Below are 15,453 nucleotides of genomic sequence, written 5' to 3'. Positions count from 1 at the left end.
CAGGGGGTTTTGCCGCAACCAGCAACCCCCGTGGTATTTTTAAATTTAAAAGCCGAAGTACTTTTTTACGTTATTGTAGGAGATATCCTGCACCAGCTTCCCAAGGGCAGGAAGATTGCAGGGCACTTCCCCGTTTTCCACCCAGCCGCCGATTAAATTGCAGAGGATGCGGCGGAAGTACTCGTGGCGGGTATAGGAAAGGAAACTGCGCGAATCGGTAAGCATTCCGATAAAATTCCCCAGAAGGGAAAGGCTGGCAAGGCTTATCATCTGCGCTTCCATTCCATGCTTGGTATCGTTGAACCACCACGCCGCGCCGTGCTGGATTTTTCCGGCGGCCTCGGTTCCCTGAAAACATCCGATGATAGTGTCCAGCATGGCGTTGTCGTTTGGATTCAGGGAATACAGAACCGTTTTCGGAAGCGTATTAGAGGAGTTCAAATCGTTCAGGAAGGCGGCAATCTGTTTCGCGTCTCCGGAAGCTCCGATACAGTCAAAACCGGTATCCGGCCCCATCTTTTTATACATCGGGGTGTTCGCGTCACGCAGCGCGCCGTAATGCAGTTGCATCACCCAGCCGCGCTTTGCGTATTCGCGGGCAAGAAAAGACAGGACGGCATATTTATACGAATCGATTTCCTCCTGTGAAAGCGGTTCCCCGGCTAAACCCCTTTCAAAAATCTCCTGCACCCTTTCCCCTTCGGCCGGGCGGTATAGAATGGCATCCAGCCCATGGTCGCTCGCGCGGCAGCCCATGCTGTGGAAAAAGGCAAGCCGGCCGGAAAGAGCGGAATAAACGTCGTCCATGCTGCGGATTTCCGTATTCGAAGCTTCAGACAGCACTTTTACATATTCCGCAAAATCCGGTTTTCCAATGTTCATAATTTTGTCCGGCCGCCACGCCGGAAGGACCTTCACTTTGCAGGAAGCGTCTTCGCGGATGGCCTTGTGCCAGCGCAGGTCGTCCGCCGGATCGTCCGTTGTAACGATGGTCTCCACGCGGGAGGATTCAATAATTTTCCGCACGCTGAGGCTTTTCAGCTTTTCGTTGCATAAATTCCATACGGTTTCGGCAGTCTCGCCGTTGAGCTCGCCATGGTAGCCGAAATAGCGCTGCAGCTCAAGGTGCGTCCAGTGATAAAGCGGGTTGCCGATCGCCTTGGGCAAAGCCTCGGCAAACATTTGGAATTTTTCCCGATCCGAAGCGGAACCGGTTATTTTCTCCTCGTCGATGCCGTTCGAGCGGATCATCCGCCATTTATAATGGTCGCCCCCAAGCCAGACCTCGGTAATATTGTGAAATTTACGGTCCTGCGCAATCTCCTGCGGGGGTATATGGCAATGGTAATCGATGATCGGCATTTGTTCCGCATATTCGTGAAACAAGGTTTTTGCTGTTTCGTTCGATAATAAAAAATCTTTATCCATAAAAGCTTTCATTTTTCAACATTTCCTCTCGTTTCGGTTGAAAAAGTATCTCTTTCAACTAGTCTGGAAGAAATCATTACGCGATTGGAAATCGGTTTTCCCTGTATAAAATCCATCAAAAGATTAACTGCGGTTGGGCACAGCGTGTCGAGCATGCTGTCCACGCTGGTGAGCGCGGGTGTGGCGCTCTGCGCAAAAACGGAGTTGTTAAAGCCAATGATCGGCAGGGAAAGATTTTGTTCCGCCAGCGCTTTTTGGGCCCCAATGGCAATGATATCTTCCGAAGCGATAACTGCGTCAAAGCGTACGCCGTCTTGGAGCAGGCTTCGTACCTTCTCCCGGGTTCCCTCAATGTTTTTAGGAACCTTTATGGTTAAATTTTCCGGATGTTCGCAGCCAAAAGCCAGGCACCCCTCGCGGAAGCCGTTTAATTTCTGCCTTCCGCTGTAGGTAAGGATGTCGTACAGGTACAGAATTCGTTCGCAGCCGCAGCTGTGGAGCAGGCTGGTATTTTTCATCATGGCATTTTTATCATCGCACAGCACGCAGATCACCCCGGGCAAATCCACAAGCCCGTTGATAATCACGACGGGAACCTGCTTTGCGGCCTCCTCAATATGGGAGTTGTCTGTATCTTCCTTAAATGCAGAGCCGATGAGGACCACGGCGTCCACCCTTTTCTGAAGAAGGAGCTTCAGGTATTTCTTCTTATTTTCAAGCTGGTTCCCGGTGCAGCAAAGCAAAACGTCCAGCCCGTGCGCGCGCAGGCAGCTTTCCACAAGGGACACCGCCTTTGCATAATAGATGTCGGAAACGTCCGTACACAGGATACCAACCATTTTTATGGAATTTAGCCCAAGGCCGCGCGCGAAAATATTCGGCGTATAGCCTTCTTCCTTCATAACCGCCAGAACCTTTTCCTTGGTTTTGGCGCTGACATTTTTCCCGCCGTTCAACACGCGCGACACCGTCGCAATGGAAACGCCGCTGCGCTTTGCGATATCATAAATATTCATATTCATCTCTCCGTTGTAAGCACTTTCAAATATATTATAATGGATTTTTTGAAATATACAATTGTTTTCGGAAAAATTACGCAAAAAAAATAAAAATTTAGAAAGTTGTTGACTTTTTCAAAACGAATGATACAATGAAAAATTGTAAGCACTTACAATTAGCCGAAAGCCCATTTCATCCTCGCGAGAAACTATTAAAGGGGGAAATCTTTTGAAAAGAATAGAAGAACTGTATCAACCGGTCGAGCGCCCGATCAAAATCGTTCAATTCGGAGAAGGAAATTTTTTAAGGGCGTTTGTTGACTATATGACGGACGTTGCCAATGCGTTGGGTGTTTTCAACGGGAATATCGCAGTTGTAAAGCCGATTCCGTTCGGCAGCCTGGAGCGGTTTCAAAAGCAGAAAAATCTTTACACCGTGTCGCTGCGCGGCAGGAAGAACGGGGAAGCCTATGTTGAAAACCGCGTGATCACCAGTATTTCACGCTGCGTGGACTGCTATGAGGATTTCGCGTCCTTTCTGGAACTGGCGCGCCTGGATTCCCTGGAATTCGTCGTGTCCAACACAACGGAAGCCGGCATCGCCTATGACCCGTCGGATCGGTTCGACATGGCGCCGCAGTCTTCCTATCCCGGAAAGCTGACCCGGTTCCTGTACGAGCGTTTCCATACTTTTTCGGGCTCCGCGGAAAAAGGGCTGGTTATCCTGCCGGTGGAGCTGATTGAAAACAACGGCAGGAAACTGAAGGAATGCGTTTTACAATATGCGGCGCAGTGGGAACTGAAGCCGGAATTTAAAGACTGGCTTCAAAACTCCTGCGTGTTCTGTTCCACGCTGGTGGATCGCATTGTTACCGGCTATCCGAAGGGTGAAGCGGAACAAATCTGTGAAAAGCTCGGCTACCAAGACGAGCTGCTGGATACGGCGGAGCCCTTCGGACTGTGGGTGATTGAAGGCCCGAAGGACATTTCAGAACGCCTACCCTTTCCGAAGGCCGGGCTGCCGGTTGTCTTTACAGAAAACCAAAAACCCTACCGCGAGCGGAAGGTGCGGATATTAAACGGCGCCCACACCGCAACGGTTCTGGCCGGTTATTTAATGGGCAGGAACATTGTCCGCGAGTGCATGCACGACCCGCTGATCCGCAAATTTATGGAACAGGTTGTGCTTGAGGAAATTGTACCGACGGTAAAGCTCCCCCACGAGGAAGCAGTCGCTTTCGCCCAGTCCGTATTTGAGCGGTTCGACAATCCGTTTGTGGACCACGCGCTCCTTTCTATTTCCCTCAACTCCGTTTCCAAGTGGAAAGCCCGCATCCTGCCGACCTTTAAAGATCAATACCGGGCAGCGGGGAAACCGCCGAAGCTCCTGACCTTTTCGTTCGCCGCCCTAATGGCATTCTACCAATCGGACGAGTGGAAAGAGCACGCGCTGATCGGCCGCCGAAACGGGGAAAGCTATGAAATCCACGACGACGAAAGCGTATTAAATTTCTTCCGGTGCAATAGCAGGAAACCGGTAAATGAATTTGTGCGGGCGTTCGCGTCCGAAACATCCTTCTGGGGGGAAAACCTTACAGAGTACAACCGGTTTGAGGAAATGGTCTGCGGCTATCTTTCCGACATACTGGAAAAAGGCATGGCAAAGGCCATGGAACACGTTCTTTCGAGTGAGGGGTAACGATGGAAGACAGTATCCGTATCCACAAGGACGACAACGTCGCGGTGGCTCTGCATGAATTGAAAAAAGGGGACTGCGTCTTCGCCAGCGGTTTCAAAATTGCCGCGTCGGAAACCATCCCTGCGGGGCATAAGATCGCGCTGGCGGAAATTCCGCAGGGGGCCCCCGTTATCAAATACAGGTTCCCGATCGGCTCGGCTTCGGTACCCATTGCGCAAGGGGCATGGGTTCATACCCATAATGTGAAATCCCGGCTGGGAAATCTGCTCGAATACCGATATCAGCCTGATTTTAAAGAGCTGGCGAAAATGCCCGCCGCTCCCTTTTTGGGCTACCGTCGGGAGAACGGGCGGGTTGGCATCCGCAACGAGGTATGGATTATCCCGACGGTCGGCTGCGTGAACGCCGTGGCAAAGCAAATTGAGGATCACGCGCAAAAATTCCTTTCCCCCGAAATCGACGGAATCTTCAGCTACAGCCATCCCTACGGATGCTCGCAGCTCGGGGACGACCAGCGCAATACGCAGAAAATCCTATGCGGCCTGATCAACCATCCGAACGCCGCCGGCGTGCTGGTGCTGGGCTTGGGCTGTGAAAATAACAGCATTGCCAAAATGAAAAAGGTTCTCGGCAATTACAACGCGGACCGCGTAAAATTTCTAATCTGCCAAGACTGCGTGGACGAGGTGGAGGCCGGTACGAAGCTGGTCGGGGAGCTTTGCCGCTACGCGCGGGAATTCCGGCGGGAGCCTTTCGGCGCGAACGAGTTGGTAGTAGGGTTAAAATGCGGCGGTTCGGACGGATTCTCCGGCATTACCGCCAATGCCGTGACCGGGGCTTTTTCCGACCTTCTCGTTTCGCAGGGAGGAACGACGCTTCTCACCGAGGTGCCGGAAATGTTCGGCGCGGAGCAGATTCTGATGCAGCGCTGCCGCAATGAGGAAGTCTTTGAAAAGACCGTTTCTTTAATTAACGGTTTTAAAAGCTATTTTAAGCGTTACGGCCAAAAGGTGGACGAAAACCCGTCGCCCGGAAATAAAGCGGGCGGCATCACCACGCTAGAGGACAAATCGCTCGGCTGTGTGCAGAAAGCGGGTTCCGCGCCGGTGGAGGATGTTCTGGACTACGGGGAGCGCGTGGAACGGCACGGGCTGAATCTGCTGCAGGGTCCGGGCAACGACCTTGTCGCCGCCTGTGCGCTAGCCGCCAGCGGCGCAAATTTGATTCTGTTTACAACCGGACGCGGCACACCCTTCGGCTGCCCGGTCCCGACGGTGAAAATAGCGAGCAATTCCGCGCTGGCCGCCCACAAGAGCCATTGGATTGACTTCGACGCGGGCAGGCTGCTTTCGGGGGAATCCCTTCCCGCGCTGTCGCAGGAGCTTTTCGAGCTCGTCCTATCCATAGCCGCAGGGACGGTTCGGACCAAATCCGAAGCTCTTGACAAGCGGGAGCTGGCCATTTTCAAAGACGGCGTTACGCTGTGAAATAACGCTTTTAAAAAGCGGAATGTGGAGGTTATGGAATGAAGAAAATCATGCTGGCAGGGGAACCGATGGGCTTGTTTATTGCAAAGGAAGAAGGGCCCTTGGAAGCAGTTTCTACTTTTTCCGCCGCGGTTGCCGGGGCGGAATTCAATGTTGCGGTGGGGCTTTCCAGGCTGGGGCATGAAGTCGGATACCTGACAAAGCTCGGCAACGACCCCCTTGGAAAACGGATTGTGCGCCTCATGGAAGAAAATGCGATTGCAACGGACCTTCTTTCCTGGACGGACGACAGGCCAACCGGATTTATGCTGAAAGGCAAGGCGAAAAAAGGCGACCCGGATATTTTTTACTTCCGGAAAAACTCGGCAGCCTCTACCATCAGCCGGGAGGACATTGATAAAATCGATTTTTCAAAGTATGGGATTTTACATATAACGGGCATTCTCCCTGCGCTTTCGGAAACGGCGCGCGACGCTTCTTTTTACCTGATCCAAAAGGCGAAGGAAAACCGGACGATGATTTCCTTTGACCCGAATATCCGCCCGCAGCTTTGGCCGAACCGCGAAACAATGGTTTCCATTATGAACCGCATTGCTGAACAGTCGGATTATTTTCTCCCCGGCGTAAAAGAAGCCGAAATCATGATGCAAAGCAGCAGCCCCGAGGCGATTGCAGAGTATTACCTTTCCAGAGGGGTAAAAAACGTCATTGTGAAAATCGGGAAGGACGGCGCGTATGCGGCAAACGGGAAGGAGAGCTTTACATGCCCCACTTACCAGGAAGAGCGGATTGTCGATACGGTCGGCGCAGGGGACGGATTCGCTGCGGGGATTCTGAGCGCGGTCAACGAAGGCCTTTCGCTCATAGATGCCGTCCTTCGCGGGAACGCGATCGGAACCATGCAGCTTCAGAGCGAGGGGGACAACGAGGGGCTCCCCACCCGCGTGAAGCTGAACGCGTTCATGCGAACCCACGCGTTGAAAAAGACAGGAGGCGGAAAATGAAAACCCTATTTGACAAGCTTTACGAAATTGGAATTGTCCCAGTTGTGAAAATCCAGGACGCGGCAAAAGCCGCCGATATGGCAAGGGCACTACAAAAGGGCGGTATCCCCGCGGCGGAAATCACATTCCGCACCGAACAGGCTGCGGACGCCATCCGCCGGATAGCAGAAGAAGTGCCGGATATCTGCGTGTGCGCCGGAACGATCCTTACCGAAGCGCAGGCGAAGCAGGCCGTCGCGGCCGGGGCGAAGGCAATCATTAGCCCGGGAAGCAATCCCGGCGTCATCGACTGGTGCCTTGCGCATGCGGTTGAGGTCATCCCGGGCTGCGCTACCCCCTCCGAAATTGAGTTCTGCATCCGCAAAGGGCTGAAAGCCGTCAAGCTGTTTCCGGCGGAAGTGATCGGCGGCGTAAGAATGCTGAAAGCGCTGTCCGGCCCCTACCCGGAAATGTGGTTTATGCCGACCGGCGGAATCAGCGAGGAGAATCTGCAAAGCTACCTTGCGCTTCCGAATGTCCTTTGCTGCGGCGGAAGCTGGATTGTCCCCGGCAAGCTGCTGGAAAACGGCAACTTTATGCAAATAGAAGTTTTGGCGGCAAAGGCAAAAGCCAGAGCTAAGAGAGCTTTTTAAGCGTTCAGAAAAAAATCCGCAGGAATTTAAAAATCGTGATCGTAAAAAAACAAACAAAACAATAGAAAAATCCTTATTGGAAGGGCTTACAAATTTTACTATAATGATAAAAACAAAGACATAAACCAAAAGAATCTATCAACTTTGTTTAGGAGGAACTTCTATGAAAAGTAGCCCAGGGGTGCTGGCCACCAAACCGCCTGTAGAAAAACGCGGGCGAAGGATAAGCGATAAAGTTTTCCCTTATCTGCTTATCGCGCCGACGGCAATACTCATTCTGCTTGTTATGGTTTATCCGATTTTCCGCGTTTTCTATCTCAGCTTCCAGAATTATGACCTTACCAATCCGTTTATGGACGGGTTTGCCGGAATTTCCAATTTTGTCAAACTGTTCACAGACGATCCCCTCTTTTTTTCATCCATTGGAATCACTTTCAAATGGGTTCTGCTGCAGGTGGTGTTTCAGCTTCTGCTGGGTCTGATTGTCGCACTAATCCTCAACGCGAAATTCCGCGGCCGCGGGGTCGTAAGAGCCATATCGCTGGTTCCGTGGGCCGTTTCGGGTGTTTTAATCACCATGCTGTGGTCGCTGATGTATGACCAGAACAGCGGTTTGTTTAACGACCTTCTTATCCGGATGGGCATTCTGAAGGGGCACATCGCCTGGCTGGCGGATAACCGCACGTTTTTCGCGGCAATTATCGTAGCGGAACTGTGGAGGGGCATTCCGTTCTTTGCCATCACGCTCCTTGCTTCTCTGCAAAGCATTCCCGAAGATATTTATGAATCCAGCGCGATTGACGGCTGCGGCGCGGTAAGGAATTTGATTTATATTACTTTGCCATTCTTAAAGGAAAGCATCATCTTTGCCACCCTGCTCCGCGCGATCTGGGAATTCAACTCGATTGATATGATCTTCACCATGACGAACGGCGGACCGATGGATCAAACCACGACGCTGCCGATTTACATGATGAAGACGGCGATTATACAGGGCAATTACGGCTACGGCTCGGCAATCGGCGTCGTCTCCTTCCTTTTCCTGATGCTGTTTGCCGCACTATACATAAAAATCAGCGGTTACGGAGGTGAGGACGCATGAAGAAGAAAATCCGCATAAAAAACATTCTGGCCCGGACTTTCCTGCTTTACATCCCCATTGCGATTATTTTAACCTGCGTCCTGATCCCGTTCCTGTGGGCGCTGTCGACTTCCTTTAAGACGCAGCAGGAATTTTTGTCCCCAACGGTACGGTATCTGCCGAACGCGCTGAATTTTGAAAATTACAGCTATGTGTGGCAGGAAAGCCATTTCGGAACCTATTTCCTGAACAGCCTGATGGTTTCCGGCATATCGGTTGTTTTCATTATCATTTTCTGCATTTGCAACGCTTACTCGCTAAGCCGGTACCGCTTTAAGGGAAAGAAGTTTTTTACCATGTTTTTGCTGGGCACACAGATGATGCCGGTTATTCTATTCATCATCCCGCTGTTTTCCGTTTTTAAAAACATGCACCTGATCGACACCCCATGGGCGTTGATCGTTTTCAATATCGTACTGCAAACGCCGTTCAACACCCTTTTAATGCGCAGCTTTGTCAACGGGATTCCAAAGGAAATCGACGAGGCGGCAAGCATTGACGGGGCGGGCCGCGCCACAATCATGTTTAAAATCCTGATTCCGATGCTCCTTCCCGGCATTGTGGCGGTCAGCGCGTTTGCGTTTATCGGCTGCTGGAACGAATTTGTCGTCGGTTTTACAATGATTCAAACTAATGCCAAGTACACCATCCCGGTCGGCCTTAAATTTATGATCGGGCAGTACAGCGTCAATTACCCGGCGCTGGCCGCGGGAAGCATCATTGCGCTGATCCCGCCGGTAATCCTCTTCGCGTTCATTCAGAAACACTTGATCTCCGGATTGAGCTCTGGCGCCGTAAAGGGCTAGTGCTGAATCAAAAATATAATTTTTAATTGGAGGAGTATTTTATGAAAAAGGCAATTTCTGCCATTCTGGCAGCTACCATGCTATTTAGCACGGTAGTTACCGGCTGTGGCAACGGTCAGCAGGCTTCCACGTCGAGCGGCGCGGAAGGCCAGCAGAAAACATCCGGCAAGACGGTCGTTACCTTCTGGGGCGCTTCCGTTTCTGCGGACAGGCAAAAGTTCTTCGACTATTTCACCAAAAAAGTGTCCGAAACCTATCCGGACATCCAGCTGGAATTCCTCGGCGTTCCGGGCAACCTGCAGGATTACCGCCAGAAGCTGGACGTAGCCATCCAGGCGGGAACCGCGCCGGACATTACGAACGATTTCCGCCCCGCGCTTGTGACAAACGGCTATTATCAGGACCTTACTCCCTACTTTGAAAAATGGAAGGACAAGGGCGAAATCAACGAAGAGCTGATCAAAGCGAACAAAACGTATGATCCCCGCGGCAAGGGCCTTTACGCTCTGCCTTACAGCTCGCAGACTTGGAACATGTGGGTCCGTCCGGACTGGCTGAAGGAAGCCGGCATGAAAACGCCGGAAACCTGGCCCGACTTTTTCTCGGCTGTACATAAAATGACCGACAAGAGCAAATCCCGTTACGGGCTTGCTATCCGCGGCGGCGGCGGCAGCGCCAACACCCTGGAGATGCTGATGTACTCCTACTCCGGTATTGACCACTATTTCACACCGGACGGTAAGGCGACGATCAATGACCCGAAGCATGTCGAATTTTTGAACAAGTACCTCGGCTGCTATAACGTCGATACCGCGCAGGACGACCTTACAAAGGGCTGGACAGAGCTTGCCAACGCGTTCCAGTCGGACAAAGCCGGTATCGTGGTTCACAATCTGGGTTCCGGCGCATCCATGGCGAAAGCGTTCAACAACGATACGTCCAAATTCCAGGCAGCCCGTTTCCCGAAGAGCGAAAAGGGCTATGTGCTCCATCCGGGACTTATGCCGCTGGGCTTGTCTATGTCCTCCTCTTCAAAGAACAAGGACGCCGTGTGGAAGGTTATCACGCTGTATTTGAGCGAAGAAGTAAATACGGAATATTGCAAGCTTTACGGCGAAATTCCGGCCAACAAGAAAGCCGCCCAAAACAGCTTCTTTAAGGATACCCAGTATATGAAGGTCGGCGTTGATCTTTTGAACTCCAACGACGTTAAATTCAACGACACTCCATACTACATGCCTGCATACGCCAATGTTCAGAGCCAGATGGAATCTTCCATTCAGAAGGTTATGACCAAGCAGATGTCTGCAAAAGACATGCTTGACCAGTGGGCACAGCTTTTGGAAAAAGCACGCTCGAATTATCTGGCGCCGCTGAACGGATAATTTATTTCATAACAAACCATATGAAAAAGGGAGGGGCGGCAGCCCGTCCCTTTTTCACCATATACAGCCTTCCTTTCTACTTCCGGGGATTTGCATGCAGGGCATGAAAAAGGACGGTCCGCTTTTCCCAATTCGTTTTTTGAAATGCAAAAATATGTTATACTATTTTATAAACAGAATGTGTAAATTTTTCCTCCGCCAAGCCGGAAAAGGTGTCTGCGCGGAGGGTTCGTCCAACGTTATCGACCGGAATTTTTTTGGAAAAGAGGGACGAATTTGTTTCTGAAAAAAATATCGGAATTCGTGTCGCGGAAACCGTTGAAGCGCCAAATGATCGTCCTGTTTTTACCCGTTACCGTCGTCATTTTAATTACGATCGGAATCTGCTCCTACATATTTGAACTGGTTCAGGTGAAAAGCAACGCGGCCTACCAGATTGAAAGCACGCTTTTTCATACGGCCAGCATTCTGGACGACAAGCTTTTTACCATATTCAGCCAGCTATCCAAATTCTGCGACAGCACACCCGCGGGCAACCTGATTATCGACAATTACGATGAGGCTTCAAAAAGCAATAAATTCAACGATATTATTGCCTGCTACCGCTATATGGACAACATTTATTACACGTATAACGAAGTAATCCATTCCTTGTATTTCCGCACGAATGGCGGCACGCTCGTACAGGTGTACAAGGATCTGTCCCCGGCCGACAATTCGCTGGACATGAAAAAATGGTTTGAAACCTACAAAGGCTCCCCTTACGGCTATTACTGGCGGAACCTGCATAAGGACGAGGTATTCAAAACGCCGGACGGGGAAAACGTCCTGTCCGTCATACGGAATATCGGGAACGAGCATACGGAAAAGAAAGCCGTTGTCGTGTTCAATTTAAAGCCGTCCTATTTCCTTCGCGCGATTGAAAACGCAAAAATCAGCGAGCACGGCTATCTCATGCTAGTCAGCAACGACGGCTTTATGATGCCCCAAAACAGCGGTGCTGAATATCGGCTGAAGGCACAGGATCTGCGTGCCCTCCAGGCAAAAAAATCGCGCAGCGGCTCGTTTGAATGTGTAGGCACAAAAAACCATTTGCTGTCCGTATCCTACCGTAAGCTGGAAACAAACGGCTGGATGATCGCAGCGGTGGCGCCCGAAAGGGACTACGTGGCCATTTTCAGCAAATTCCGTTATGTGCTGATGCTGATCATCCTGTTTATCATCTGTATTTATACCGTATTGTGCAATTTGTTTGCGGAAAGCATTGCCAAGCCGATCACCGCATTGTCCAGCCGGGTGAAGCGTTTTGAAAACGGGGACGACCAAGTCGACCTGTTTGACGGTTTCCCGTCCGAAAATGAAATCGGGACGCTTGCGGCGGGGCTGTCCAGCTTAAGGCAGTCGGTGAACAATTTGCTGGAACAGGTAAAGCAGGAACAGATTCAAAAATCAAAAGTCGAGCTTTTGGCGCTGCAAGCCCAGATAAAACCGCATTTCCTCTACAACACGCTGGCTTCCATCCGGCATCTAGTGGCATTGGGGGATATGGAGCAGGCGGGGAAAATGTGCGCGGCGCTGGAAAACTTCTACCGCATCGGCATTAGCGACGGACGCGAAATCATAACCGTCTGGGAAGAAGCCGAGCATGTGGAACACTACCTGAGCATCCTGCAAATGCGGTACAACAAGGATTTTGACTACAATATTGAAATCGACGAGGACCTTTTATCCGCGAAAATCCTCAAGCTTACGCTCCAGCCCATTATCGAAAACGCCGTTTACCATGGAATCAAAGCAAAGGAAGGAAAGGGCACCATCATCTTGACTGGAAGGAAGGAAGGGGAAACCGCCGTCTTTCAAATTTACGACGACGGGGTTGGCATGACCCCGGAGCAGCTTTCCTCGCTGAGGCGGTCTCTGGCCGGGGACGGGAAGGAAAGCTTTAAAAACTTCGGAATCCGGAATGTAAGCCAGCGCCTGAAGCTGTACTTCGGAAGCAGCGCGTCGCTGGAAATTGAAAGCGCGGTTGACGTTTACACGCAGGTAACGATTAAAATACCATGGATATCGGAGGTGGAAGATAATGCACAGGCTATTGATTGTGGACGATGACGAAATCCTTAGAACTGGTATTGAAAAAAATATTGATTGGCGCGGCAACGGGATCGAGGTGGTCGGGACGGCTTCCAACGGAAGGGAATGCATGGCAATGCTGGAAACCGCGCTTCCGCAGATCGTACTGACAGACATCAAAATGCCGTTTATGGACGGAATTCAGCTTTCGGAAGCGATTTACCATCTTTACCCCAATATAAAAATCGTATTGCTCACCGCATACAACGATTTTGAATACGCCAAAAAAGCGCTGAGCTTTAAAGTGTGCGATTATGTCATGAAGTACGAGAACAACGATATGATCCTGGCAGCGGTGAAAAAGGCGGCTTCGGAATACGATAAAGTAAAATACAACCGGGATATTCTTCAAAGAAGCTCCCAGCTTCTAAAAAACCACTTTTTTCAAGTGCTGGTGCAGCAGCCGTATGACGAGTGGAAAATCCGGCAGCTGATGCGCCAAGCCAAGCTGGACTTTACTAGTCCCGGTTTCCAGATTATCTGCTTCCAGATTACCGCCGGGCAAAATGAAACAGGCGCTGTTTTCTGGAAAAACGAAGAGCTGTGCGAGCAGTACGGCAGCCTGTTTGTCGACTGCATTAAAAATGAAAACCGCAAGGGTTACGGGTTTATTCTGAAAGAGCAGCTCAACGTGCTTCTAAATGCCGATACGGTGCCCGCGGAAGAAGATATTCTCTCCGTGATCCAGGGAATCGAGAAGGTGCTGAACGTCTCCATCTGCGCGGGCGTCGGGAATTTTTACACCGGGCTGGAGAAAATCGCGCAATCGTATCAGGAGGCGGCGCAGGCGCTGCTTCAGAATATCGAATATCCGGACAGCAGCCATCGGAAGCTTTCGTATTATTCCGAGCATCCCGATACCTGGAACTCGCAGTATATGGTTTTAAAAACCATCAAGCAGTATGTGGAGGAGAATTTCGGGAACCAGCAGCTTTCGCTGAACGTGATTGCCAAAGAGGTGCACCTGACTCCCAATTACCTCAGCTCCTTGTTCAAAAAGTACTGTCAGATCAATATTATCGACTATATTACGAAAATCCGGATCGCAAAAGCAAAGGAGCTTTTGAAATCCACCGACTTAAAGGTGTATATGGTTGCGGAATACGTGGGGTACACCAATTCCCAATATTTCAGCGTCCTGTTTAAAAAGAGCACGGGGATGACACCCTTCGAATACAGGCAAAAAAATTTCCACGAAAAGGATTCCGAACCGACAGGGGGAAATCCGCTTTCGGGCGGCTTCCTTTCCCCCGCTTCGCCGGCAGTACGAGGATAAGGGACGACAGTACGCCGTTTTCCTGCGCCGTTTGCGGTACTCCTCCAGCGGAAGGCTTCAAATCAATGGAAAACTTGAAAGTTTGCAGAGTCTGGGGTAACATTCCGCATACTTAGCCACCCCAAAGCGCAGGGAGAGTCCCGGATTGTTCCTGCGCCGGGAACCCTTTCCGGTGATTCCCAAAAAAGACAAGGCTCAACCTGCCGCGGGTGGGAACGTCGCTATGCGCCTCCGCTTTTTATACATAAAAACAGCATACTTAAAAACAAATTTATAAATATTGACAATTCAAATCCGTTGGGCTATACTATATGTAAAGTTTGTTGTGCTCGTGCACAAAAGAATTATATTTAGTAATTTTTATTTGCGGCATTATGTGCTCGTGCACGAAAGGGTGGAAAAACATGTCGGCTACCATAAAAGACATTGCCCGCGCAGCGGGGGTTTCCCGGGGAACGGTTGACCGGGTGATCAACGGACGGGGCGGTGTAAAGCCAGAAGTGGAACAGAGAATCAAACAGCTCATCGTCGAGATGGATTACAAGCCCAACCGGGCGGGTAAGGTTTTGGCGGGACTGAAAAAGCCAATGAAAATCGGCTGCATGCTACCCGCAATTGACAACCCCTTTTATTCCGACGTCATTTGCGGTTTCAAGCAGGCGGAACGGGAGCTACACGATTTCGGCGTATCGCTGGAATTCGCGCAGGTTAAGGGATTTGATCCAGCCGAGCACATCCGCGCCATAAAGGAACTGGCGGAGAAAAACGTATCTGCCCTCTGCGTGTCAACAGTAGATGTCCCCGAGGTTCAGGAAACGCTGAACAATTTTATTGAAAAGGGGATTCCCGTAGTATCTGTCAACTCCGATGTGAGCAACACAAACCGCCTTTGCTATGTGGGGTGCAACTATACGGAAAGCGGGAGAGCCGCCGCGGGCCTTCTGGCCCTAATCCAAAACGAGCCGCTGGAAGCCCTAATTATCACAGGGTCGCTGAAAATGCAGGGACACAACCAGCGGATTGACGGATTCATCCAGGCGCTGAAGGACCGGAATATCCGGTTCCACGTTGCCGATGTGGTCGAATCCATGGATGACGACGGCACCGCCTATACCCGCACACGCGACGCGCTGGAAAAGCACAAACAGGTGAACTGCGTTTATATAACAGCCGCCGGTGTTGCCGGGGCCTGCTGCGCGGTGAAGGAACTAGGGCAGGAAAACAAACCCACCGTCCTTACGTTCGACGACGTGCCCGCCACGCGGGAACTGGTGCTTGAAAACGTGATCGCGGCAACAATCTGTCAGGAGCCCTTCAAGCAGGGGTATGAATCCGTTAAAATCCTATACGACTATTTTGTGAACGGAACAAAACCCAAAAAGGCCCATTACTTTACGGACACCGTTATTAAAATCAGAGAAAATATTGAACCGCATCCCCCTCGACGGGGGAATTTTCAATAAC

General features: G+C 50.8%; 12 protein-coding genes. 10 read left to right on the top strand and 2 right to left on the bottom strand.

From position 1 onward, the window contains the following. Positions 1-45: 45 nt before the first annotated feature. On the bottom strand, positions 46-1,440 hold the full coding sequence (gene uxaC, locus CAGA_RS05205) for a glucuronate isomerase (RefSeq protein WP_135658515.1): 1,395 nt from the start codon (positions 1,438-1,440) through the stop codon (positions 46-48). Further along, positions 1,437-2,444 carry a LacI family DNA-binding transcriptional regulator gene (locus CAGA_RS05200; RefSeq protein WP_135658513.1) on the bottom strand — a complete coding sequence of 336 codons (1,008 nt, stop codon included), beginning with the start codon at positions 2,442-2,444 and terminating at the stop codon, positions 1,437-1,439. Before CAGA_RS05200 ends, uxaC begins: the two co-directional genes overlap by 4 nt. Positions 2,445-2,655: 211 nt before the next feature. On the opposite strand from CAGA_RS05200, the gene CAGA_RS05195 reads away from it, so the two are divergent. The 10 genes from CAGA_RS05195 (at position 2,656) to CAGA_RS05150 (ending at position 15,452) form a co-directional block, all read left to right on the top strand. Beyond that, a complete protein-coding gene (locus CAGA_RS05195; RefSeq protein WP_135658511.1) occupies positions 2,656-4,125 on the top strand; it encodes a tagaturonate reductase in 1,470 nt (489 codons plus the stop codon). Between the two features lie 2 nt (positions 4,126-4,127). After that, a complete protein-coding gene (locus tag CAGA_RS05190) occupies positions 4,128-5,612 on the top strand; it encodes a UxaA family hydrolase (protein ID WP_135658509.1) in 1,485 nt (494 codons plus the stop codon). Between the two features lie 38 nt (positions 5,613-5,650). Beyond that, the gene (locus CAGA_RS05185) at positions 5,651-6,616 is read left to right on the top strand and encodes a sugar kinase (RefSeq protein WP_135658507.1); all 966 of its coding nucleotides are present in this window, start codon (positions 5,651-5,653) and stop codon (positions 6,614-6,616) included. Next, on the top strand, positions 6,613-7,248 hold the full coding sequence (gene eda / locus CAGA_RS05180; RefSeq protein ID WP_135658505.1) for a bifunctional 4-hydroxy-2-oxoglutarate aldolase/2-dehydro-3-deoxy-phosphogluconate aldolase: 636 nt from the start codon (positions 6,613-6,615) through the stop codon (positions 7,246-7,248). The genes CAGA_RS05185 and eda overlap by 4 nt, the downstream gene beginning before the upstream one ends. Before the next feature lie 163 nt (positions 7,249-7,411). Then, entirely contained in the window at positions 7,412-8,350 is a 939-nt protein-coding gene (locus CAGA_RS05175; RefSeq protein WP_135658503.1) for a carbohydrate ABC transporter permease, read from the top strand. Further along, a complete protein-coding gene (locus CAGA_RS05170; protein ID WP_135658501.1) occupies positions 8,347-9,195 on the top strand; it encodes a carbohydrate ABC transporter permease in 849 nt (282 codons plus the stop codon). The genes CAGA_RS05175 and CAGA_RS05170 overlap by 4 nt, the downstream gene beginning before the upstream one ends. A 41-nt stretch (positions 9,196-9,236) precedes the next feature. Next, the gene (locus tag CAGA_RS05165) at positions 9,237-10,580 is read left to right on the top strand and encodes an ABC transporter substrate-binding protein (RefSeq protein WP_135658499.1); all 1,344 of its coding nucleotides are present in this window, start codon (positions 9,237-9,239) and stop codon (positions 10,578-10,580) included. A 276-nt stretch (positions 10,581-10,856) separates the two neighbouring features. After that, complete coding sequence (locus CAGA_RS05160) at positions 10,857-12,692, top strand: sensor histidine kinase (RefSeq protein WP_135658497.1); 1,836 nt, start codon at positions 10,857-10,859, stop codon at positions 12,690-12,692. After that, positions 12,664-13,989, top strand: coding sequence for a response regulator (locus CAGA_RS05155; protein ID WP_135658495.1), 1,326 nt, complete (start codon positions 12,664-12,666; stop codon positions 13,987-13,989). The genes CAGA_RS05160 and CAGA_RS05155 overlap by 29 nt, the downstream gene beginning before the upstream one ends. Before the next feature lie 404 nt (positions 13,990-14,393). Next, a complete protein-coding gene (locus CAGA_RS05150) occupies positions 14,394-15,452 on the top strand; it encodes a LacI family DNA-binding transcriptional regulator (RefSeq protein WP_135658493.1) in 1,059 nt (352 codons plus the stop codon). Position 15,453: the final 1 nt, after the last annotated feature.

The sequence above is a fragment of the Caproiciproducens galactitolivorans genome, assembly GCF_004768785.1.
GTDB classification, from domain to species: domain Bacteria; phylum Bacillota; class Clostridia; order Oscillospirales; family Acutalibacteraceae; genus Caproiciproducens; species Caproiciproducens galactitolivorans.
Note: the sequence above shows the minus strand (reverse complement) of the source record. Positions and strands in the feature narration are given on the sequence as shown.